Raw genomic sequence first — 21,823 nt, 5'->3', positions numbered from 1 at the left:
TGACCGGTGCCGTCTTTCTATTTTCCTTTCAGACATCTGGCGATGATCACCGGCGGCCCGGTTAGCTGCTATGGTTATTGATAGAAGGGAATCGCGACAGTGTGACAGCACTACCCAATCACAGCACCGTCGCGAGACAACCACGGACTGATTGTCTCCGGCGGCGCGACCTGGCCGGCGGTTACCTTCTCCATGAAAGCGCTCTGTTGTTTCGCTCCGCTACTGTTTAGTCCGCTGATCCTCGCCGAAACTATCCTGCTCTCTGACCAGCGGGTTCTCAAAACCGAGCTGAAAGAAGCCAAACTGATTTCTGAGCTGTGCGGCTATGCGGTAGTCGCCGGACGCAGCTGCGTGGATTGCGATGAGAATACCTCTATTTACATCCACAAGATTGCCCGGCCCGGCAATGGCGTCAACGGCGAGCGGGGAGACCCGGCCAGTGCCGACCGCTACACCTATCCCGGTCAGTATCTGGATTACGAGAGCAAGGAGCTGGTGGAGAAAACCCGCATGTTTTACGGGCGCTGCTACGAGGGTGAGCCCTCACTGCTGTGGCTGAGTGAATACAAGGACGGCGACGGCTGGATCAGGTCGGAGTACCTGATTCTGTTCGGCGAGGACGGGCTCGAGCACCACTATAACGAGAACCGCCAGCCGAGCATCTTCTATACCGAAAACGCCGGCTGCGTGGAACTGCCGGGAATCACCGCGGAAACCGAACCCTGATCGCGCGGACACAAAAAAGCCCCGCTGGAGGGCGGGGCTTCAAGGGCCCGGATTGATCTCCGGACTGATGCTGTTGTCTGGGGCCGGGTCGCGGTTACTTCACCGGCTTGAAGACAATTTTCAGTTCTTTCTTGCCCCACTTGCGGGCTTTCTTGATGTCTTTTTCCATCCACACGTCAATGCGATTCTTGAAGCGCTTGTTCATACGGTCGCGCACAGTGTAAGTACCGGGCAGGCCCTCGATCTTCACCTTGGCGCCGTTGGTCAGGCCGTGCTTTTCCAGGTCGCGGGACACGGCGATAATTTTGTCGCCCGGGCGCAGGCGGTTGTTCCAGGCTGCTACCCAGGGATCGTCGTCGGTCTGACCCTCTACTGAGTTGTAGGCAGTGGCGTCAACGGTCATCGTTTTCTGTATGGCGGCAGATGCATTCAGGCTCAAGGCCGCTGCGAGGACAGCGATCACAAAAAGTACTGAATTGCGCAGAGTCTGTTTCATCATGTCCCGATACCTCCAGGTGTCTGATGGTCACAAGCCAAAATGGCGCTTGTGAAATTTCCAAGAGTCTTTGGAAATAACTGATCAATGTTTAATCAGTGAGCGCTATATTACCGGCTGCTGGCCCCTTATCAAATTTTTCTGGCGATGCGACAAAAAGCCGTATGGATTGGCGGGTTATTTCGTCAGGCTAGTAAAAAGACCCTATATCCTCGTCTTTTATAAAAAATAATTCTTACAAATGAAATCTTGGCGAGCGGATGACCGGACAGCGCTGTCCTGAATGAGTAATTGGTTCCGCTGTCTGAAAGTCCGGTGACAGCGATGTCATTCTAGCGGGTGGTGAAAAATTGTGCAGGATGGGCTTCCTATCCCAGAGCCGAAAAGTAAAAAATTCCTTCTGAATTATTTGTGACCGATGGTTCGAAAAGGACTGTTGCGCGGGGAAATGGCGAGATGTGAGGAACAATCGCCGCTCGGAAGGGTGGATTTCAAGCGGAAATAGGATGGCTATCCGGGCAAATACCCTGATTTACAGCGCAGTGGTACTGGCTCGGGCGGCGGGATTGATCTGCTGGCGCAGCGCCAGCAGGTATTCGCGATCTTCCTGCAGGTCGGGAAAGCCGTGCCTCCGGTCCAGTTCCACCGCCTTTTCCAGCCACTCGACGGCCTCTTCCAGGTTGCCCTGCCACTCGCAGACCTGGCCCAGGTTGAAATAGGTGATCGCCAGGTTGTGCCACTCCCGCTCAAGGGCCAGGTCGCGGGTCGCGCCACTGTATATAAGGTAGGCCGTGCGCAGCAGGTGCGCTCGCTGGACCGGCTCCGCCGCGCTGCCGGCCTGCTGGTGGTAGGTGTGGGCGAGTGCCGAGCGCACCCGCGCCGCTGAGTGCTCCAGGCGGGCGCCACCGTCCAGGTAGTGCAGCACTGCCTCGAACTGGGCGCGCGCCAGCGGGTAGAGCTCCGGGCGCTCCCGTGCGCCGAGGGCGTTCAGCACTATGCCGTAGCGGTAGCGCAGCGCCTGCTGCTGTCTGGGGTGGGGGGCCAGGGCGGCGATGGCTTTTTCGTACAGGGGCAGGGCGGCGTCGAAATCGCCGTCGAGGGCGCGCTCTTCCGCCTCGGCGACCAGCTGCTGCGCTGCGGGCTTTTCTTGCGCCGCGGGCGCTGCCAGCGTGGCGCCCGGGGTGAAGAGCGCCGCGCAGAGCAGCAGTTTGGTCAGGGTTCTGTACATCGGCCTTTCCTGCGGGGGGCCCGCGAGGCGGAGCTCGGGCTCCGCTTTATTGGGGTTCTCCCTGTCAGTTAACGCTTATTTTTCCAGTTGCGCCAGCATTCCCTGCAATGGATGGCGCAGGGTTACACCCGCAAAGCGCTTCGCCTGGCAACGACAGGAGTAGCCGCTGGCGAGCAGACCGGCGCCGCCATCGTTGTTCAGAGCGTTGTTCTGCGAGAGCCGCGGCGCCCAGGACTGCTGGAAGATCACCCGCGAGGTTTCTCTGTGAGTCGTCTCATGGCCGTAGGTGCCGGCCATGCCGCAGCAGCCGAGGCTCTCCGTCTGCAGCTCCAGCCCCAGGGCGGCAAAGATGTTGTGCCAGTCGCGCAGGGACGCGGTGGCATTGGTTTGCTCGCTGCAGTGGGGCAGCAGGCGGAAACTGGCGGGCCGCACCCGCGGGCGCTGCTGCTCCAGGTGTGGCAGTTGTCCGGCCAGCCACTCCTGCAGCAGTTGTACCGGCGGCGCCTGGTCGCCGAGCAGCTTCCGGTATTCGGCGCGGTAGGTCAGGGTCATGGACGGGTCCACGCCAATCAACGGCACGCCGCTGGCGGCCAGCTCGTTCAGCATGGCGCTGTTGCCCTGCGCCACCCGCTGGAACTGGCGCAGGAAGCCGTGTACATGCAGGGGCTTGCCGTTGGCGCGGTAGGGCGCCACCAGCGGCACGAAGTCGAGCTGTTTCAGCAGCCGCAGCACATCGCCGACCACCTCGGCGTCGAAATAACTGGTGAATGCGTCCTGCACGATGATCACCGCGCGGCTGCGCTGCGCGGGGCCCAGCGCGGCGAGGCAGGCGGGCGTGGCGAAGGGCACGCCCAGTTCGCCCATGGTCTTCCGCAGGGTTTTCTGCGTCAGCAGCGGGCTGTCAGCGAGTCCCAGGCCGCGTTCCAGCAGCCGGCGTACCGGCTTCAGGCCCAAGGGTAAATTGTACAGCTGCGGCACCCGCGACAGGTGGGGCACCAGGAATTCCAGACCGCCGACGAAATAGTCCTTCAGCGGGCGCAGGTAGCGGCTGTAGTAGAGCTCGAGGAACTTGCTGCGGAATTCCGGCACATCCACCTTGACCGGGCACTGGCCGACGCAGGACTTGCAGCCGAGGCAGCCCTGCATGGCGTCGTTCACCTCGTGGTTGAAGTCGTACTCGCCGCGCATCTTGGCCAGCGAGTTCACAATGCGCCCGGGCAGGCCGACGAAGAAGGACTGCTCGCGCACCCGGCGCGCCGTCTCGACGGCGTCGACATCGCGCGCGCTGAGCAGCCGCAGCCACTCCTTCATCAGTGTCGCGCGGCCCTTGGGCGAGTGGATGCGCTCGCGGGTGGCCTTGTAGGACGGGCACATGGCGTCGTCCGGGTTCCAGTTGAAACAGGCGCCATTGCCATTGCAATGCACCCCCTCGCTGTAACCGTCCCACACCTGTACCGGAATCTGCCGGTCCAGCTCGCCGCGGGTGGTGACCCCATCGATCTTCCACAGCGCCGAGGCGCGGCTCGGCGTGGCGATCTTGCCCGGGTTGAGCTGGTTGCGCGGGTCGAAGGCGGCCTTGATCTTCTGCAACTCCGGGTAGAGTTCGCCGAAGAATTCCGGCGCGTACTCCGAGCGCACGCCCTTGCCGTGCTCGCCCCACAGCAGGCCCTTGTATTTCTGTGTCAGCGCGACGACCTTGTCGGTAATCGGGCGAATCTGCGCCGCCTGTTCCGGGTCCTTCATGTCGATGGCCGGGCGCACGTGCAGCACGCCGGCATCTACATGGCCGAACATGCCGTAACTGAGGCCGGCTTCATCCAGCACCGCGCGGAATTCGGCGATAAAGTCCGCGAGGTTTTCCGGCGGCACGGCCGTGTCCTCGACGAACGGAATCGGGCGCTTCTCTCCCTGCACATTGCCGAGCAGGCCCACGGCGCGCTTGCGCATGCCCCAGATGCGATTCACCTCGGCGTGGCCGCGGGCGATGGTGTAGCCGAAGCTCTTGCCCGGCTGGCCGATCATTTCGTCTATGCGCGCGGTAAATTTCTGCAGCGCCCTGTCCAGCTCCGCTTCCGAGTCAGCGGTGTACTCGACCAGGTTGATGCCGTTCACGGGGCGATCGTCAGAGGGGAAGAACTCGCTGACGCTGTGCCAGACGATGTCCTCCATCGCCAGCTGCAGCACCTTGCTGTCCACCGTCTCGATGGACGTGGGTCCTGCGCGCATCAGGTCCTTGGCGTCGCGCAGCGCGTCCTGGAACTGGTCGTATTTCAGGTTGACCAGTGCCGCACAGCGCGGGATCGGCAGCAGGTTGAGCCTGGCTTCGGCGATAAAACCGAGCGTGCCCTCGGAGCCGCACAGCACGTTATTAAGGTTGAAGTGGCCTTCATCTCTGATATGGGCCAGGTCGTAGCCGGTCAGGCAGCGGTTCAGTTTTGGAAACTTCTGTGCGATCAGCTCGGCCTTGTCGCGGGCAATTTCGTCGCAGACCCGGTGCACCTTGCCGGCGCGGCGCTCCTTGTCGGTGATTTCCCGCAGCCGTTCGTCGTGAATTGGCGCCGAGTGCCAGAGTTCGCCGCCCATCAGCACAGTGGACAGCTCCAGCACGTGATCGCGGGTCTTGCCGTAGACGCAGGAGCCCTGGCCGGAGGCGTCGGTATTGATCATGCCGCCGATGGTGGCGCGATTGCTGGTGGAGAGTTCCGGCGCGAAGAAGAGGCCGTGGGGTTTCAGCGCCGCGTTCAGCTGGTCCTTGACCACGCCCGCCTGGACGCGCACCCAGCGCTCTTCGGTATTGATCTCGAGAATGCGGTTCATATGGCGGGAGATGTCCACCACCAGTCCGTCGGTCAGCGACTGGCCGTTGGTGCCGGTGCCACCGCCGCGGGGGGACAGCACCACCTGGTGGAACTCCTCGCGGTCCGCCAGTTCCGCCAGCAGTTGCAGGTCGCGCAGGTCGCGGGGATAGACCACGGCCTGCGGCAGCACCTGGTAGATGGAGTTGTCCGTGGCCAGCACCGTGCGGCTGGCGTAGCTGGGGCTGGTGTCGCCGCGGAAACCGGCGTCCGCCAGCGCCTGCAGATACTGCAGATAGAGCGCCTGTACCTCGTCGACTTCGCGCAGTGCTGGAATCATGGGGCTAAATCCATAGCTCTCGGGAGGGTCTGGCATTTTAGCTGCGGCACCTGTTTGCGCAAGCCGGCGGCGCAGTCAGGTTTCCAATCTGGCAAACTTGTACAGAAAAAAATCTTGTACAAGAATTGGCGCCACGCTATAAAAGTTGTACATGTTAGTTGGTGTGTACAAGTGCGATGGATATTCAGCTGCTGACACAGAGGATACCCGTGGGTATCAGCCAGTGCGCCGTCGGCGACCCGGTGCGCTTTAATGGCGGCCACAAGCACAGCAAGGTGTGCACCCAATTGCTGAGCCGCTGCTTCGAACTTCACCCCTACTGCCCGGAAGTCGCCATCGGCCTCGGCGTGCCGCGACCGCCGATACATCTGATTGTCAGCGACCGCCTGCGCGCGGTGGGCCGCGACGACCCGGGCATGGATGTGACCGACGCGCTCGAGGACTATGCGGACCGGATAGCGCCGCAGGTAGCCCAGCTGCGCGGCTTTATCCTGATGCAAAAGTCGCCCAGCTGCGGCCTGCGCACCACGCCGCACTTCAAGGCGGACGGGCCGGACACACTGGCGCACGGCGCCGGGCTCTTCGCCGCGCGCCTGCGCGAGCATTTCCCCCACCTGCCGCTGGAGGAAGTCGGGCGGCTGAATGCCAGCGACATACGCGAGAACTTCCTCACCCGCGTCTTCGCCTACGACGCCTGGCACCGCTACGTGGAACCGGACCCGCGGCCGGGGCGCGTCATCGACTTCTATGCCGCCTACAAGTATCTGCTGCTGGCACATCACCAGAAGCTGACCCGCGAGCTGGGACAGTTCGTGTCCGATGTCCGCGCACTGACACCGGCGCAGTTCGCCTTCGAGGTGCGCGGCCGGATCATGGAAATTCTGGCCCACCTGGCGAACCGCAAGGACAGGACCAATGCCCTGATGCACAGCCAGGGGCATCTGAACGAATTTCTCAGCAGGGAGGAAAGGGCCGAACTGGCGCAGCTGATCGAAGACTACCGCCAGGGCCTGAAACCCCTCTCCGCCGTGCTGACCATGCTGCGGCACTATCTGCCCCGCAGCCCACACCAGTTTATTCACAGCCAGGTACTGCTCGCCGCCGAGCCGGCAGAACTGGGGCTGTGTGACTTCCGCTGAGGCAGATCCATGGGCAAAAGTGAACTGCAACAGGAAGCGCTGATTCCGATTCGCGAGGTGGCCCAGCGCACCGGCGTGAACCCGGTGACCCTGCGCGCCTGGGAACGCCGCTACGGCCTGCTGGTGCCGGCGCGCACCGGCAAGGGACACCGCCTGTACAGCGAACTCGACGTGCGACGCATCGAGGAAATCCTCGCCTGGCTCGCGCGCGGCGTCGCCATCGGCCAGGTGCGGCCGCTGCTGGAGGAGGGCGGCGCCAAGCCGGCCCGGGCCGGCGCCGATCGCGGGGCAGGCAATGCCACAGACGCGTGGAGCCGGTTGGAGCAGGAAACGGTTGCCGCGATCGATGAGTTCTCTGCCCCCAAACTCCAGCGCCAACTGGAACAGCTGCTGGCGAGTTATCCGCTGCCGCTGCTCCTCGATCGCTGGCTGACCCCGCTGCACAAAAAACTCAGCCGCCGCGGGCGTTTCGGCAGCGGCACAACCCGGGCCTTTTTCTGGCAGCTGCTGGCCGAACAGCTGGCGCTTACCGTGAACGCCAGCCGCAAGAACCTGCTGCGCGGCGGCGCGCCGCGCAGGCTGCTGCTCGTCAGCTTCCCCGGCGGTGACCAGCAGGCGTTTGCGCAGTTGTTCCGTGCCGCACTGATCGCAGCTGGTTTTGATGTAACGCACCTGGGGCCTGAGACGGAGCTGGGTGAACTCGCCTTCGCCGAGGAAAAGCTCTCGACACATGGCGTTATCTGTTACAGCCACAATGCCCTGCCAATGGCGGTGCTCGGCAACGGCCTTGAGCGCGCGCTGCGCGGTCTTGAGTCCCCGCTGTGGCTCGCGGGCGGATTCGTAGAGCTGCAGCGGCGCGACCTGCAGAATCTGGCCCACCGACAGCACTGCAGACTGCTGCCGACGGACGCCGTTGAGGCAGTGCGGGCGCTGAGGGAGCAGCTGCAATGAGTGCTGAATTCGCCTTTCAGCGCGGGCTGGTGTGGCTGCGCAACGATCTGCGCCGCCAGGACAACACCGCCCTTTACCGCGCCGCCAAAAGCTGTCGCCATATAGCCGCACTTTTCATCGCCTGTCCGCAAACCTGGCGCAGCCACGACGAAGGCGATCCGGTGGTGGCATTTCGCCTCGCCTGCCTGCGGGAACTGCAGCAGGGCCTCGCCGAACGCAATATCCCGCTCTATTTTCTCGAACTGCCAAAGTTCGAGCAGGTGCCGAAAGCACTTACGCAAATTGCCCGCAGGCTCGAAATAGACGCGCTCTTCGCCAACGCGGAATACCCGCTCAACGAATGGCGCCGCGACACTGCGGTGCGCGAGGCGTTGAAAAAGATCGATGTGCCGGTGGAGTACAGCACCGACCGCACCCTGTTGCCGCCGGGCGCAGTGAAAACCGGCAGCGGCGACGCCTACAAGGTTTTCACGCCGTTCAAGCGCGCTTTTATCGAGCGGTGCGGCGGCAGCGAATTTGCGCCACTGCCGCAGCCGCGCGTGATGGACGAAGATAAAGTTTGGCCCAGCTGGATTGCAGTGGAGGCTGCGCACAACCTGGTGCAGACGATTCCGGACCAACTGCGCGGGTACGGCGCAGTGCCGGCGAAAAATGGCCAACTGCTGGGCTGGAAGCCGGGCGAGAAGGCGGCGGCGAAACGCCTGCGGCAATTCCGTGAGGACATCGACGGCTACGCGGACGAGCGCGACTTTCCCGCAATCGACGCCACTTCGCGCCTGTCACCCTACCTGAATTGCGGCGCTATCTCGATCCGCCAGTGCGTGCATATGGCGCTGCAATTAAATGCTGGCCAGTGGACCGGCGGCAGCGACGGTGTCAGCTGCTGGCTGGGCGAGCTGATCTGGCGCGAGTTCTACACGCACCTGATCGCCGCTTTCCCGCGGCTGTGCATGCACAGGCCGTTCAAGCCGGAGACGGACAAGGTGCCCTGGTCCTACAGCGAAGCGGATTTCAAGCGTTGGTGCCGGGGCAAAACCGGCGTGCCGATCGTGGACGCGGCCATGCGCCAGCTGAACCAGACAGGCTGGATGCACAACCGCCTGCGCATGGTGGTCGCCTCCTTCCTGAGCAAAAACCTGCTGATCGACTGGCGCTGGGGTGAACGCTACTTCATGCAGAAGCTGATCGACGCGGATTTCGCGGCCAACAATGGCGGCTGGCAGTGGGCTGCCTCCACCGGCACCGATGCGGTGCCCTATTTCCGCGTATTCAACCCCTACAGCCAGTCGAAAAAATTCGATCGGCGCGGGGAATTCATTCGCGAGTTTGTACCGGAGCTGCGCGAATTGAGCGACGACGAAATCCACTGCCCGCCGCCCTCGGCGGACTATCCGCCGCCCATCTGCGACGTGGGGCAGAGCCGCAAGCACGCGATTGAGGTGTTCGCCAGTCTGAGGTGACCCGCAATTCCGCGCGGGGATTTTCCGCTGGACTGCGTGTCTATACTTGCCCCATCGCGACCTGAACTGTTCCGCAATGGAGTGCGCAATGGGCTTTACCGTTAAATCTGTCTGTGCCGCAGTGGCACTCGCCACCGCTGCCACCGCCCTGGCCGACGGCAGCAGCAGCCTTTTGTACCGCGATATGGTCGTGTTCGGCGACAGCCTGTCGGATGCCGGCAATGCGGGGATTTTTACCAGCAGTGACCCCGCCGGCATTCTGCCGATGCAGCCATCGGTGAGTTTCCTGGCACAGGCGCTGGGCTTGAGCCCGCCGCAACCGTCCTGCTCGGGACTGGGGCCCGCTTTCGGCGGTGCCATTCCCTGCGCGCCGGCGCCGGGTACACCGGAACAGCAGTTTCAGCAGGTGGCGGCTTCGGTGCTAACCAACGGCGGCAACTGGGCCGTCGGCGGCAACCGCACCGCCGATGTGCTGCTGGATATCGTGGGACCGCAGCGCTTTCGCCAGTTGTTTCCGAATACCACCGTTGCCGATCACAATCCGCTGACAACGATTCTGCCGGACTCCACCCGCTGCGGCAGCGATGGTATCTGCGATCCGGCGGCCGGCGAGAGCCCCTATCTGCCGCCCGCGCAGGTGGCGGAAGCGGTCGCCGCCTTTGGCAATCCGGCGGCACTGCAGGCTCTGGTGGACGACCCGAACAACAGCATCACGCTCACCGGTGTGCCCTTTGCTACCGGTCAGGGCTATCTGCCGCAGAACGGGGTGTCTCGGAATGCGCTGTTTTATCTCAACGGCGGCGGCAACGATATTATCCAGGCGGTCGTCACTGGTACCCTCACGCCGGAGCGTATGGATCGCTCCGCCACTTTCCTCGCCACCGCCGCGCGGGAGCTGCGCGACGCGGGCGCCCGCTATGTAGTGGTATCCAACGCGCCGCGGGTGGGCAATACGCCGCTGATGAACGACATTGGCCAGGCCGCGATCAGCGCGGGCAATACCGGTACGGCGCTGTTCAACAACGACCTGCGTGTGCAGCTGAACTTTATCGGCAACGTACTGATCCTGGATACCGAGGGTATGGGCGTCCTGGCCCTGTCCAGGCCTGGGCTGTTCGGCTTTGCCAATATCAACCAGTCCGCCACCTGTTACACCGCAACCGGCTGTGACAATCCGGATCCGGTTTACGGCGAAAACGGCAGTGCGCCCGACGCAAACCGGTTGCTGTTCAATGACGGTGTGCATCCGACCCTCGCCGCGGGACGGATGCTCGGGGATTATTATTTCTCGGTCCTGAATGCGCCGGTGGGTTTTGCGATGCTGCCCGATCTGGGCTACCAGAACACCCGCCTGCACCAGACGAATATCGATCATCACCTGGTGGCACAGCGCTTCCGTGAGCCGACCACCACGGTGTTTTTCGGCGGCGCCCTGGCCTACACCGATCTCGGCCAGGGACCGGCGCCGAACGACGAGGACTACGGCTGGGACGGGCTGCTGGGTATGAGCTTTGCCGTCGAGGACATTTTTGAGTGGGCGCTGGCCCTGTCCTACGCCGGCAGTGATTACAGGCCGAGCGACCTGTCACTGAAGGCCCGCAACTGGAACCTCTCCGGCCTGGGGCGCTGGCACGATGAACGTTTTTTTGTCGATGGCGGGATTACCTACAGCTGGATCGACTATCACGAAATAGATCGCGACATACAGATAGGCAGCTTGCGCACGCGGATTGACGGCGACACCGACGGCAGCGCGGTCAGTCTCTTCGCCCGCGCCGGCTACGACACCGCGCCGGCGCTGCCCTGCCAGCTGGGCCCCTTCGTTGCCGCGGCCTGGACCCGGGTGGATGCGGACAGTTTCAGCGAATCCACCAACCCGGACCTGACATATATCGGCAACGACGGCCAGACGCTGGATCCGCTGGGGCTGCGCGTGCGGCACCAGGACCGCGAATACTACCGCCTGCGCGGCGGCTTCTTTTACAACGCGCCGGAAAATGCGGACTGGCGCTGGTTTGGCGAGGTCTGGATCGAGCACAACGGCGGCGACGATGTCGCGAATGTGGGTATCGGCCTCAAGTCCATCCCCGGCAACAGCGCCTTTCTGGCCGCCTACGACAGCCAGAACGCCGGCTTCTTCCAGAACGGCTTCGGCGCGCTTGTAGGCCTCAATGTGACGGACAATCTGCAGCTGTCCGGCAATATTCTCGTGCGCCCGGAAGATACTGTCGGGGGGCTGAACCTGATTTACCGCTTCTGATGTTCCGGGGGGACTGGGGGCGGTGCCACATGTGGGAGCCAGCCCAGCTGGCGATAACCTCCTGCGCCGGGGCAAATCGCCCGCAGGGCGGGCTCCCACATTTGTCACAAAAATGTCACCGAATTTTCTGCGGCAAAGGCCGGAAAAATGCCATGGGAATGCGAAATCAGAGCCGCTTTAGCGTCATCAATTACTCCCGCGATTGTTAACTTAGAATTATCGATAGCAACCGTGAAGTGACCTGCGTGACGATGTTCAGCCCCCGATTCAGCCTGCAGAGTGAAGCCCTCAACAGCGCGGACGCCGACGTCTGGGCGGTGAGCGACCGCGCCCACGAACTGGCCGACAAGGGCGAGGATGTGATCTTCCTGTGCGTGGGTGACCCCAACTTCGACACGCCCGAGCCGATTCTCGATTTCGCCCGCGCCCGCCTGGGTGTGGGGCGCACCCACTATTCGCCGGCCGCCGGCGAGCCGATGCTGCGCCGCGCCATCGCCGCGATCGAGAGCAAGGTGTCTCCGCATCCCTGCAGCCCCGACGACGTGGTGGTCTTTCCCGGTGGCACCAACGCCATCTACGCGGTGCTCTCCTGTCTGCTGAACCCGGGCGAGGAGATCGTGATTCCGGAGCCGATGTATATCGGCTATGTGCCTATCTGCGATTCCCTGCGATTGAATGTCAAACGCGTCGCCTGCCCGGCGCAGAGCAATTTTGCTTTCGACGTGGACGCGATTATTGCCGCTATCGGCGGCGAGACTCGCGCAGTGATGATCAATACCCCGGTCAATCCGACCGGCGCCATGGCCACGCCGGAGCAGCTGCGTACGCTGGCCGCCTACTGCCGCGAGCGCGGCATCTGGCTGGTGTGCGACGAGATGTACTCGATGATCACCTTCGCCCGCCGCCATACCTCCCTGCGCACCGCGGCGGCGGAACTGGACAATATCGTCGTCATCGACGGCCTGTCCAAGTCCCACGCCATGAGCGGCTGGCGCCTCGGTTGGGCCGTGGCCCGCGGGCCGCTGGTGGAGCGGTTGATCGAATTCGCCGGTGCCACCATCTTCGGCTGCCCGCAGTTTATCCAGGAGGCCGCGGCCTTCGCGCTGGAGTTCGACACCTACTTCGTCAAGCAGATGCGCGACGCCTACGAGAAGCGGCGCGACCTGATCGTCGAGCGCATCGGCAGAATCCCCGGTCTCAGCTGCTATTCGCCGGACGCGGGCATGTTCGTGATGGTGGACGTATCGCAGGTGGCCGCCTCCGGCCAGGCCTTCGCCGAAGCGCTGCTGGACGCCGAGCGGGTATCGGTGCTGCCCGGCGCCCCCTTCGGCCCGAGTGCCGTCAACCATGTGCGCCTGACCCTGGCCGCGGACGAGGCCGAGCTGTCCCGCGCGCTGGACCGCATAGAGCGCTTCGTCACCAGTGGCAACCGCCAGGCCGGCTGACCGCCGATAAAATCTCCACACTCGTCATTCCGACGCAGGCCGGAATCCAGTGCCTCTAACAGCATTCTGGATTCCGGCCTACGCCGGAATGACGACAAATGATGATTGATGGGCTGAGCCATCTGCGGAGTTTCGGCCACAGGCGAATCCCGCTATCCTTGCCCCTTTTCCAGAATCAAAAGAACAGCCAAGTGAAAATCGACCGGCACAATTTGCGCATACTGCAGGCTCTGCAGACCAACGCGCGTATCAGCAACCTGAACTTGAGTGAGCAGATCGGGCTGTCCGAGAGCGCCTGTCTGGCGCGGGTGAAGCGTTTGACCAGCGAGCGCTATATCCGCGAGTTTCTCGCCGAGATCAACCTGGACAAGGTGCGCCACGCCGAGTTCTACGTCAACGTGGCATTGAAGCGCCAGGACGCGCGCACCAGCGAGAGCTTCCGCCGCGCCATCAACGATATCCCCCAGATCGTCTCCTGCGTGAAGATGTCGGGCGAGTTCGACTATATGCTGCGCTTTGTCTGTCCGGATGCGGCCGACTTCAACCGCGTGTCCGAGCAGCTGCTGGCCAACGAAGAGGCGGCCATTTCGCGCATGACTTCCCACCTGGTGATCGAGAAGACCAAACCGTTCAACGGCTATCCGCTGGAGCTGCTGTTTCAGGATTAGATAGCAACTCTCGGTGGGAGCCTGCCCTGCAGGCGACTCTTTCCTATGCTGCGAAAGATCGCCTGCAGGGCAGGCTCCCACAGCAATGGCGCTTTAGAACACCATCGACAGGGTGCGGTCTATCAACCACCAGGCCGCCAGCCCGCCGACCAGATAGGCCACAGGCCAGGCGACAACTGCCGCCGCGGAGTGACCGCTCACTCGCTGCCTCTGCTGCACCGGCGGCAGCCGCCTCAGCAGCAGGAACAGCCCGCAGACAGCGCCGACAAACAGCAGCTGCCCCGCCTCGACACCGAGATTGAACAGTGCCAGCGCCAGCGGAATCGCGTGCTGCGGTACGCCGATATCCGCCAGGGCGCCGGCAAAGCCGAGACCGTGCAGCAGGCCGAAGCCGAGGGCCACCAACCAGGGCTGGCGGATTGCGAGCGTGTCGCGGCCGCGGAGTCTCTGCAGTAATTCACTGGCCACAAACACGATGCTGAGTGCGATGATCGCCTCCACCGGCGCCTGGGGCACCGATACATAGCCCAGCACGGCGGCGACCAGGGTGATGCTGTGGGCCAGGGTGAAGGCGGTGATGGTGCCCACCAGCGGTTTCCAGCCACTGACCAGCAGCACCAGCGCCAGCACGAACAGCAGGTGGTCTAGGCCGAACCAGATATGCTCGACGCCCAGTATGAAGTAGGTGAGGGCAATCTGGCCGTCGCCGGCCTTGCCGTCCACGACAAACTGCGGGCTGTCCGGAAGCAGGCGCTGCAGCTGCTCGCGCCCGTCCAGCCAGGCGATGCGCACCAGCGCGTCGGTCATGGTGTTCTCGAGGCCGTCTATGGCGACGGAAGTGCCCGCCAGATCACTGGCATGCTTGATGGACCAGGTCTCGGTATAGAAACCGTTGGCGATCCTGCCCACGGCCGGGCTCAGGGGAGTGACGCCCGCGTCGAAGGCCACATTCAGCGACAGTCGCATTTCGCCGCGCGCCGGCACCCGCCAGGACACGCCGAATTCCTGTGCGGATGTCTGCTCTATCTGCAGAAAGGCCGGGCGCAGTTCGTGGGCGGCGGCGGGCAGGGACAAGGTCAGTGCAATGGTGAAGAGCAGGAGCCGGATCATTTCAGGGCCACCTCGCCGGTGCTGATACGCGCTTCACCCTCGATGCGCACTTTGTAGGCGGAGCGGTAGGTGTCGTACTGGGTCTGCAGGATTCTCTTTTTCTCCTCCGCCTGCCAGTCGCGCAACACCTGCGGTCGCACTGCGGCGAAATCTGCCGGTCGCTGCGGCTCATACGTCTCGACAAACACCAGGTGCAGGCCGTAGGCGGACTCGACCGGTCCGGCCCAGCGCCCCTGTGGCAGTTCGCTCAGTTGCGCGGCAAAGCCAGCGCCGAAGAGACGGTCGACGCGGCCGGCGCTCTCTTGTGATAAGCGCTGCGGCAGCAGATTGCTGTCGCCGACGTCGTCCGCCGGCGCGCCGCCGTTGAGCGCCGCCAGTGCGGCGCGGGCATCGTCGGCGGCGGACTGCCGCACCTGGGAATCGAAGTAGAATTGGCGGAAGCTGAACTGCGCCGGCCGCAGGTAATCCTGCGCCTTGTTGGCGAAATAGGACTTCAGCGCCTTTTCACCTGGCTCCACTGCATCGATCAGGTCCTTGGCCAGAAATTCCATTTTCATGCGCAGGCGGCGGCGGATCACCGTATCGTCCCGATCCAGTTCCAGCTTCAGCGCCTCCCGGTAGAGCACCTCCTCGCGAATATAATTTTCAATGAGACCTTGCAGCTCCTCGCCGGTGGGCGGACGTTGCCAGCCCCGCTCGAATACCGCCGCGAGATGATCTACGCGATCTTGGCTGACGACTATCTCATCGCGTTCGGCATCCTCTTTCGCAAATAGCGCGTTGATTCCGAACAGGAAGGCGCCGAGCAGTGCGAAGTGAAACAGCGGCTCGCGCATCAGAGTGGCTTTCATTGTTCGACTCCTTTCGTCTTATGTCCTCTTGAGGCGCATCGATCGCGCCGGCGCTGACTCTTCAGAAGGTATTAACCCGGCGATAAAGGTTGCCGGGTTAATAGCGGCACAGGGATTTGTCGCTACCAGTAGAAGGCTGCCGCGAGCCCTGGAAAATCCAGCAGGTCCGCGCAGCTGCGCCAGATTTTTCGGGATAAGATTAAGGAGATCAGGGCAAACTCCTTAATCGCCGGGTTAATAGCTACGAGATTAGCGCATCCGCTGGTTGTGGGTGGCGTCCTCTGTTGCAGAAAGCAGTTATCGCTTTCGCTATAAAGGCGTCATTGACGGGCAGAGGCGAATAGGGCGCCTGTCCCTGTCGCTGGTAGAATCGCCCATCGTGAAGTGACGATTTTCCATTAGCGCAGATACACTCAGCGTTAACGGTTTCTAATGTTTGTACATAGTCAGCCCGAGGACTGTCGGTTGAAATATTACGGAAAAACTTTTTTGAGTCTGAATTTGCTGATTTACGCCGCCATCGGTATCGGCGCATTCGCCAACCCCGAGGGTTTTGCGTCGGCCGTCAATCTGGGCTTTCTCGCGCCGGCGGCGGTGCCGGAATTCCTCGCCACCTTTGGCGGCTTTATGCTGGCAATTGCCGCGGCACTGCTGATTGCGCTGCGGATTCGGCTGCACCGCCGAGTCGCCTTCGCGTCAATGGTGCTCGCCTACGCCGGTTTTGCCGGCGGGCGGCTCTACGGCATGCTGTTGATCAGCGGTTTCGACTGGCGCAACGGCGTCTTTTTCGCGCTGGAAGTGCTGCTGCTGATCTGGGGCTTTCTCTGCTACCGGGAGACGAAGTGGTTGCCGCTGGAACACGGCCACTGAGTTGCGCATAAAAAAGCGCGGCCCAGAGGCCGCGCAAGCACATGCGGACATCTGCCGATCAGCCGCAATCCCTAGGTGACCGCTCCCGCCTTTGCCGGCGCGGTCTCATTGCTGAACTCTCCATTCAATTCTCCATTTACGGCCTGGCGGAACACCTCTTTGTAGTTCTTGAATTCGGTGCCCATCCAGCGATCCCACCAGGTGAAATAGAAGCCGTAGTTGCCCTGAAAGCGCTGGTGGTGCAGGTCGTGATGGGTGGTGGTGGTCATGAAATCCAGCGGGCCGTCCACCCAGCCGCGCGGGTGGAACTCGCAGCCGGCGTGCAGCATCGCGTTGCGGAAGATCATCACAAAGATAAACGCCAGCCAGACCAGCACATGCACGGGCATGAGCATCAGGATCAGCGGCGAGAAGATTGCCATCAGCACACCTTCGCCGATGGAGAAGCTGTAGGCCGCCCAGGGCGTCGGGGTGCGCGACAGGTGGTGTACGCGGTGGAAGTGCCTGAACAGCTTCGGGTGGTGCATGGCGCGGTGGGTCCAGTAGAAGTAGGCGTCGTGCAGCAGTATCACCACCGGCAGGCTGGCGATATTCCACCACAGCGGGTAGTCGCTCCACTGCCAGTAGATCTGCACCAGGCCCCAGTCCCGCAATATGCTGGTGACGATACCGACGGTGGCGAAGACGCCCAGGGTGAGCATGGAGAAGCTGACTTCGCGGCGGACGTCCCTCCAGCTGGCGCGGCGCCTCTGCAGCCGGCGCCGGTTCATCCAGCCGCGGAACAGCCAGCTGACCGAAAGGCTCATTACAGTCGCCGCCAGCAGGTAGCGGAACAGGTCGCGCTGGAAGTGTTCGGCCCAGTCGAGCGCCAGGTGCCACAGGAATTCCATAGTCTCACCGTCTTATTCTTTTGCTTGCGTATTTCCCCTGTAGGTGCGGCGGGGCGGCCATCCGCCGTTGGCCGCCCCGGCCCTTCCAGGCATTCATGGCGCCTTCGGCCCTACAAGGTGTTGGCGAGAGTCTGGCGCAAAGCCGGGGGAAGCGCTTGCGGAAAGTAAAAAAACAGCTGACGGATTCCGAAAAACGGGTGTTTCAGGCCGGCAGCTGCTCGCGGCGATACTCGGTCGGTGTCTGGCTGTGGCGCCGCTTGAAGGCGGCGTTGAACGGGCTCAGGGAGCGGTAGCCGATATCCAGGGCGATGGTGAGCACCGGCAGGTGTGCCTGGCGGGGATCTGCCAGACGCGCGCTGGCCTCGTCGATACGGAACTGGTTCAGGTATTCATTGAAGTTGCGGTAGCCCAGGTGGCGGTTGATCAGTGCGCGCAGCACATGCTCGCGCGCATGCAGCTGTTCCGCCAGCTCGCGGATCGTGAGTCCGGTGTGGCGGTAGCCGCCCGATTCCATATGGGCCTGCAGCTTTTGCAGCAGCTGGTGCTGCTGTTCGTCCAGCGGCAGCGGCGCCTGTTCCGCCACCTCCTCGGCGACATCGGGCTCCGGGGGGCGCGGCAGGGACTCCGCCAGGGCCTCCGGCGACAGGGCCAGCAGCCACAGGCAGGCGGCCAGCGCGAGCAGGCTTGCGAGCACCGCATGCAGCGTCGGCACGCCGGCGGGCACCGGCTGGTAGGAGAACAGGAACTCGGCGCAGACCACGATCAGCATATAGCCGCCCACCGCGATCAGCAGCACCGCGCGCAGGCGCCGGCGGGCTTCGACCAGATCCGACTGGAACTGCTGCAGCAGCGCAAGCATGCCGGCGGCGATCAGTGCCAGTTTGAATGGCTGCGCCAGCACGTACAGGGTCTCGTGCAGGGCCGGTGCGGCGGGGAAGTCGAGATGATTGGCGGCGACGCTGACCACCACCGACGGCACCACCAGCGCCCAGCCCCAGGGCGGGAATGCATCACTCTCGCTGCACAGCGTGAACGCAAACAGCCAGAAGGCGGCCGGCACCAGTATCGTGGGCAGGTCGACCAGCAGCCTGGCGAGCGGGTGCTGCAGGGACAGCAGCGGCCAGACCAGATAGCAGAGCACCCCTGCCAGCAGCAGTATCAGCCAGCGACCGGCGGCCTGCTGGCGGTAGCTGATGGCCAGTTTGGCCGCGGCCAGCAGCAGCAGTGCGCAGGCGCTGCCGGTAAAGAACACATAGCTGAGGCTCATCGATTACCTCCAGCGCGCCGCCCAAGCGTCCAGCACCTTGCTGGAATAGGTATGACGGCCGTAGCTGCCGTTGTAGTAGGCGAGCGCATTGGCCAGGTTGCCCTTGGCCTTGCCGATATAGTGTTTGAGGATGGTGCAGCCGTAGCGCAGGTTGGTGTCCATATCGATCAGGTTGTCGCCGGGACGGCCGATTTCCTTTTTCCAGAAGGGCATCACTTGCATCATGCCCTGGGCGCCGACCCGGGAAACCGCGTAGGGGTCGAAGGCGCTCTCTATCTGGATGACGGCGAGGACGATTTCCGGCCGCAGTCCGGCCAGGGTGGCCTCGCGGTGCACCGCCTTCAGCACGCGCATGCGCTCCTGGGGATCCTTGATGTAGCGCGCCAGCGGCTGGGACTTGGCCATCAGCCAGACTTCGGCGTCGAAGCGGTCGGCAAAGCTGTCCGCCTGGGTGACCGCTTCCTTCAGGGCGAGCTTAAGCTCCGGATCGACTTCCGGAATCTTTTCCTGGGCCAGGGCGCCGCCCCCTATCAGGCAGAGCAGCAGCGTGTTCAGCGTTTTTCTTATCATGACAGGGGATTTTACGGAATGGCGCGGAGGAAGGGCAGCGGCAATTGCGGACTGTTGGTCGGGCCCCGCTGTCGTCGTACCGGCGCAGGCCGGTATCCAGATTCAGGGCGCGCAGTGTTCGCCAGCCCTTGCACCGGATCCCGGGACAAGCCCGGGATGACGACCAGTGGGGCTCAGTGCCCCCTGATTAACTTCAGCAGCACCTCTTCCAGCTGAGATTCCGCAAATTCCTGGCTCTCGGCATCGCGGCGGCCCTTGTATTCGACCACGCCTTTCTCCAGGCCCCGGTCGCCGATGACGATGCGGTGTGGGATGCCCATCAGTTCCACATCGGCGAGCATGGCGCCGAGGCGCGCCTTGGGCTCGTCCATCAGCAGCACGTCGACGCCCTGGCTGCGCAGGGATTCGTACAGGTGCTCACACTTTTCCCGCACCACGTCGCTCTTCTGCATATTGATCGGAATAATGGCCAGCTGGAAGGGCGCTATGGCATCGGGCCAGATGATGCCGGCATCGTCATGGTTCTGCTCGATGGCGGCGGCGACGATGCGGGATACACCGATACCGTAGCAGCCCATGGCCATCACCTGCTCCTTGCCGTTTTCGTCCAGCACGGTCGCGTTCATCGCGCGGCTGTACTTGTCGCCGAGCTGGAAGATGTGGCCGACCTCGATGCCGCGCTTGATTTCCAGCGTGCCCTGGCCGTCCGGGCTCGGGTCGCCGGGGAGCACGTTGCGCAGGTCCTCGACGCGGCCCAGTTCCACATCGCGGCCCCAGTTGACGCCGGTGAAGTGGTAGTCGTCCTTGTTGGCACCACAGATGAAATCGGCCAGATGCGCCGCGGCGCGGTCGACGACGGTTTCGATCTGCAGTCCGACCGGGCCCAGGGAGCCGATGCCGCAGCCCAGTTCGGCGGCGATGCGCTGCTCCGGGGCAAACTGCAGCGGGCTGGCGATACCGGGCAGTTTTTCCGCTTTCAGCTCGTTCAGCTCGTGGTCGCCGCGCAATACCAGCGCCACCAGCGGCTGCCGGCCATTTTCGTCCGCATCGCCGAGTACGATCAGGGTTTTCACCGAGTGTGCCGGATCCGACTGCAGGAATTCGCTGACCGCGGCGATGGTCTTCTGCCCCGGGGTGTGTACCTCCTCCAGTTTCTGGCTCGCAGCCGGGCGCTCGCCCGCGGGTGCGACCGCCTCCGCCAGTTCGACGTTGGCGGCGTAGCGGGTTTCGGTGGAGAAGGCGATATCGTCCTCGCCGCTGGCGGCCAGCACGTGGAACTCGTGGGAACTGGAACCGCCGATGGAACCGGTGTCGGCGAGTACCGGGCGGTAGTCCAGGCCGATGCGGTCGAAGATGCGGCAGTAGGCGCCGTGCATCACATCGTAGGTTTCCTGCAGGGAATCGGCGTCGACATGAAAGGAGTAGGCGTCCTTCATGGTGAATTCGCGCGCGCGCATCACGCCGAAACGCGGGCGTATCTCGTCGCGGAACTTGGTCTGAATCTGGTAGAAGTTGGCCGGCAGCTGCTTGTAGCTGCTGATCTCGTTGCGGATCAGATCGGTGATCACCTCCTCGTGGGTCGGGCCCAGGCAGAAGGGGTTGTCGTGGCGGTCCCGGATGCGCAGCAGTTCCGGACCGTACTGCTGCCAGCGGCCGGACTCCTCCCACAGCTCCGCCGGCTGCACCACCGGCATCAGCACTTCCAGCGCGCCGGCGCTGTCCATCTCCTCGCGCACTATGCGCTCCACCTTGCGCAGCACCCGCAGGCCGGTCGGCAGCCAGGTATAGAGACCGGAGGCCAGGCGGCGGATCATGCCGGCGCGCAGCATCAGCTGGTGGCTGATGACGACGGCGTCGTTGGGCGTTTCTTTCTGGGTGGCGATCAGGTAGCGGGATGCGCGCATAGGGATTTCTGTTCTACTGGTGTTACGTTTCGGGCCGGACATTTTACGTCGGCTCGCCGGGTGTGTGGTAGGGCCGAAGGCGCCGCACTTGCGCGACGCGACCGGGCCGGGCCCGGGGTTGAGCCCCGCACAAAGCAAAAACCCCGCCGAAGCGGGGTTTTTGCACGGAAAAGGCGTGAATCAGGATTCGGCCATTTCTTTCAGCTTCTTCAGCGGGCGAATCTTCACCTGGATGCTGGCCGGCTTGGCCTTGAACATGGTCTCCTCGCCGGTGAAGGGGTTGATACCCTTGCGGGCCTTCTTGGCCGGCTTCTTCACGGTGGTGATCTTCAGCAGGCCGGGCAGGGCAAACTCGCCGACCGCGCGCTTCTTCACGTGTGCTTCGATCACATTGGTCAGCTCGTCCAGTACAGACTGAACCTGCTTGCGGGACAGCTCGGTGCTCTCGGCGATCTGGTTCAGGATCTGGGTCTTGGTGAACTTCTCTTTTGCCACGGCGACCTTCTTGGCCGGAGCGGCCTTGACGGCTGCTTTCTTGGCCGGGGCCTTCTTGGCTGCGGTTTTCTTAGCGGGGGCTTTCTTAGCTGCGGCTTTCTTGCGTGCGGCCATGAGTAGCTTCCTTCTATGTGTTGTTTTTCCAGTGAAAGTATGTTCGTACGCCCGTTGCGCTGCCGCCGAAACCGGGGTGTTCGCAGCGGGTGTTGAGGGGAAGTATATATAGTTTTTGTTCGCCCGCACGCGAAAATACGGGAAAAATAGTGCTTTTTTTCAGGTTTTTGCTCCAGAGACTGCGCTTCTGTGCTCAGATCGTGGTCGGGGCATTGCCGATCGCGGGCACTGCTTCTTCCCTCTG

At 63.0% G+C, this 21,823-nt stretch carries 18 protein-coding genes; 8 read left to right on the top strand and 10 right to left on the bottom strand.

The genetic code is table 11. From position 1 onward, the window contains the following. Positions 1-192: 192 nt before the first annotated feature. Positions 193-726, top strand: a complete 534-nt coding sequence (locus tag RRF64_RS15785; protein WP_323846875.1) for a hypothetical protein — start codon at positions 193-195, stop codon at positions 724-726. Between the two features lie 94 nt (positions 727-820). On the opposite strand, the gene RRF64_RS15780 is transcribed toward RRF64_RS15785, so the two are convergent. The 3 genes from RRF64_RS15780 to ydiJ form a co-directional block, all read right to left on the bottom strand. Next, positions 821-1,225: a 3D domain-containing protein gene (locus tag RRF64_RS15780; protein ID WP_323846874.1), complete on the bottom strand. Its 405-nt coding sequence runs from the start codon at positions 1,223-1,225 to the stop codon at positions 821-823. A gap of 529 nt (positions 1,226-1,754) precedes the next feature. After that, entirely contained in the window at positions 1,755-2,450 is a 696-nt protein-coding gene (locus RRF64_RS15775) for a tetratricopeptide repeat protein (protein ID WP_323846873.1), read from the bottom strand. Between the two features lie 75 nt (positions 2,451-2,525). Then, complete coding sequence (ydiJ, locus tag RRF64_RS15770) at positions 2,526-5,585, bottom strand: D-2-hydroxyglutarate dehydrogenase YdiJ (RefSeq protein ID WP_323846872.1); 3,060 nt, start codon at positions 5,583-5,585, stop codon at positions 2,526-2,528. Between the two features lie 176 nt (positions 5,586-5,761). Between ydiJ and RRF64_RS15765 the strand changes: the two genes are divergently transcribed. From RRF64_RS15765 to RRF64_RS15740, 6 genes are all read left to right on the top strand, one after another. Continuing rightward, on the top strand, positions 5,762-6,724 hold the full coding sequence (locus RRF64_RS15765; RefSeq protein WP_323846871.1) for a YbgA family protein: 963 nt from the start codon (positions 5,762-5,764) through the stop codon (positions 6,722-6,724). A 9-nt stretch (positions 6,725-6,733) separates the two neighbouring features. Further along, on the top strand, positions 6,734-7,675 hold the full coding sequence (locus tag RRF64_RS15760) for a MerR family transcriptional regulator (RefSeq protein ID WP_323846870.1): 942 nt from the start codon (positions 6,734-6,736) through the stop codon (positions 7,673-7,675). Beyond that, positions 7,672-9,135 carry a deoxyribodipyrimidine photo-lyase gene (phrB, locus tag RRF64_RS15755; RefSeq protein WP_323846869.1) on the top strand — a complete coding sequence of 488 codons (1,464 nt, stop codon included), beginning with the start codon at positions 7,672-7,674 and terminating at the stop codon, positions 9,133-9,135. The genes RRF64_RS15760 and phrB overlap by 4 nt, the downstream gene beginning before the upstream one ends. 88 nt (positions 9,136-9,223) lie before the next feature. Then, the gene (locus RRF64_RS15750; protein ID WP_323846868.1) at positions 9,224-11,395 is read left to right on the top strand and encodes an autotransporter outer membrane beta-barrel domain-containing protein; all 2,172 of its coding nucleotides are present in this window, start codon (positions 9,224-9,226) and stop codon (positions 11,393-11,395) included. Between the two features lie 251 nt (positions 11,396-11,646). Continuing rightward, positions 11,647-12,840 (top strand): pyridoxal phosphate-dependent aminotransferase, encoded by a 1,194-nt coding sequence (locus tag RRF64_RS15745; protein WP_323846975.1) that lies wholly within the window; start codon positions 11,647-11,649, stop codon positions 12,838-12,840. Between the two features lie 191 nt (positions 12,841-13,031). After that, complete coding sequence (locus tag RRF64_RS15740; RefSeq protein WP_323846867.1) at positions 13,032-13,508, top strand: Lrp/AsnC family transcriptional regulator; 477 nt, start codon at positions 13,032-13,034, stop codon at positions 13,506-13,508. Positions 13,509-13,601: 93 nt separating this feature from the next. Here RRF64_RS15740 and RRF64_RS15735 read toward each other — a convergent pair whose 3' ends face one another. Together RRF64_RS15735 and RRF64_RS15730 are read right to left on the bottom strand one after the other, a co-directional pair. Continuing rightward, positions 13,602-14,618 (bottom strand): HupE/UreJ family protein, encoded by a 1,017-nt coding sequence (locus RRF64_RS15735; RefSeq protein WP_323846866.1) that lies wholly within the window; start codon positions 14,616-14,618, stop codon positions 13,602-13,604. Further along, a complete protein-coding gene (locus tag RRF64_RS15730) occupies positions 14,615-15,469 on the bottom strand; it encodes a peptidylprolyl isomerase (RefSeq protein ID WP_323846865.1) in 855 nt (284 codons plus the stop codon). Before RRF64_RS15730 ends, RRF64_RS15735 begins: the two co-directional genes overlap by 4 nt. Positions 15,470-15,958: 489 nt before the next feature. Between RRF64_RS15730 and RRF64_RS15725 the strand changes: the two genes are divergently transcribed. Beyond that, positions 15,959-16,339, top strand: coding sequence for a hypothetical protein (locus RRF64_RS15725; RefSeq protein WP_323846864.1), 381 nt, complete (start codon positions 15,959-15,961; stop codon positions 16,337-16,339). Positions 16,340-16,410: 71 nt separating this feature from the next. Here RRF64_RS15725 and RRF64_RS15720 read toward each other — a convergent pair whose 3' ends face one another. The 5 genes from RRF64_RS15720 to RRF64_RS15700 form a co-directional block, all read right to left on the bottom strand. Continuing rightward, a complete protein-coding gene (locus RRF64_RS15720; protein WP_323846863.1) occupies positions 16,411-17,229 on the bottom strand; it encodes a sterol desaturase family protein in 819 nt (272 codons plus the stop codon). Between the two features lie 202 nt (positions 17,230-17,431). After that, complete coding sequence (locus tag RRF64_RS15715; RefSeq protein WP_323846862.1) at positions 17,432-18,496, bottom strand: helix-turn-helix transcriptional regulator; 1,065 nt, start codon at positions 18,494-18,496, stop codon at positions 17,432-17,434. A 3-nt stretch (positions 18,497-18,499) separates the two neighbouring features. After that, positions 18,500-19,066, bottom strand: a complete 567-nt coding sequence (locus RRF64_RS15710; RefSeq protein ID WP_323846861.1) for a lytic transglycosylase domain-containing protein — start codon at positions 19,064-19,066, stop codon at positions 18,500-18,502. A 173-nt stretch (positions 19,067-19,239) separates the two neighbouring features. Further along, positions 19,240-20,970 carry a proline--tRNA ligase gene (locus RRF64_RS15705; protein ID WP_323846860.1) on the bottom strand — a complete coding sequence of 577 codons (1,731 nt, stop codon included), beginning with the start codon at positions 20,968-20,970 and terminating at the stop codon, positions 19,240-19,242. A 180-nt stretch (positions 20,971-21,150) separates the two neighbouring features. Next, on the bottom strand, positions 21,151-21,579 hold the full coding sequence (locus RRF64_RS15700) for an HU family DNA-binding protein (RefSeq protein ID WP_323846859.1): 429 nt from the start codon (positions 21,577-21,579) through the stop codon (positions 21,151-21,153). Positions 21,580-21,823 lie beyond the last annotated feature (244 nt).

Source organism: Microbulbifer magnicolonia (assembly GCF_035117725.1).
Lineage (GTDB): Bacteria > Pseudomonadota > Gammaproteobacteria > Pseudomonadales > Cellvibrionaceae > Microbulbifer > Microbulbifer magnicolonia.
The sequence above is the reverse complement of the archived record's forward strand: the minus strand, read 5'-3'. Positions and strand labels throughout refer to the sequence as shown.

Coding starts and splice junctions, on each gene's coding strand:
- RRF64_RS15730 (WP_323846865.1), bottom strand. CDS start 15,469: ATGAAAGCCACTCTGATGCGCGAGCCGCTGTTTCACTTCGCACTGCTC.
- ydiJ (WP_323846872.1), bottom strand. CDS start 5,585: ATGATTCCAGCACTGCGCGAAGTCGACGAGGTACAGGCGCTCTATCTG.
- RRF64_RS15775 (WP_323846873.1), bottom strand. CDS start 2,450: ATGTACAGAACCCTGACCAAACTGCTGCTCTGCGCGGCGCTCTTCACC.
- RRF64_RS15715 (WP_323846862.1), bottom strand. CDS start 18,496: ATGAGCCTCAGCTATGTGTTCTTTACCGGCAGCGCCTGCGCACTGCTG.
- RRF64_RS15700 (WP_323846859.1), bottom strand. CDS start 21,579: ATGGCCGCACGCAAGAAAGCCGCAGCTAAGAAAGCCCCCGCTAAGAAA.
- RRF64_RS15765 (WP_323846871.1), top strand. CDS start 5,762: ATGGATATTCAGCTGCTGACACAGAGGATACCCGTGGGTATCAGCCAG.
- RRF64_RS15735 (WP_323846866.1), bottom strand. CDS start 14,618: ATGATCCGGCTCCTGCTCTTCACCATTGCACTGACCTTGTCCCTGCCC.
- phrB (WP_323846869.1), top strand. CDS start 7,672: ATGAGTGCTGAATTCGCCTTTCAGCGCGGGCTGGTGTGGCTGCGCAAC.
- RRF64_RS15785 (WP_323846875.1), top strand. CDS start 193: ATGAAAGCGCTCTGTTGTTTCGCTCCGCTACTGTTTAGTCCGCTGATC.
- RRF64_RS15750 (WP_323846868.1), top strand. CDS start 9,224: ATGGGCTTTACCGTTAAATCTGTCTGTGCCGCAGTGGCACTCGCCACC.
- RRF64_RS15720 (WP_323846863.1), bottom strand. CDS start 17,229: ATGGAATTCCTGTGGCACCTGGCGCTCGACTGGGCCGAACACTTCCAG.
- RRF64_RS15780 (WP_323846874.1), bottom strand. CDS start 1,225: ATGATGAAACAGACTCTGCGCAATTCAGTACTTTTTGTGATCGCTGTC.
- RRF64_RS15760 (WP_323846870.1), top strand. CDS start 6,734: ATGGGCAAAAGTGAACTGCAACAGGAAGCGCTGATTCCGATTCGCGAG.
- RRF64_RS15745 (WP_323846975.1), top strand. CDS start 11,647: ATGTTCAGCCCCCGATTCAGCCTGCAGAGTGAAGCCCTCAACAGCGCG.
- RRF64_RS15710 (WP_323846861.1), bottom strand. CDS start 19,066: ATGATAAGAAAAACGCTGAACACGCTGCTGCTCTGCCTGATAGGGGGC.
- RRF64_RS15705 (WP_323846860.1), bottom strand. CDS start 20,970: ATGCGCGCATCCCGCTACCTGATCGCCACCCAGAAAGAAACGCCCAAC.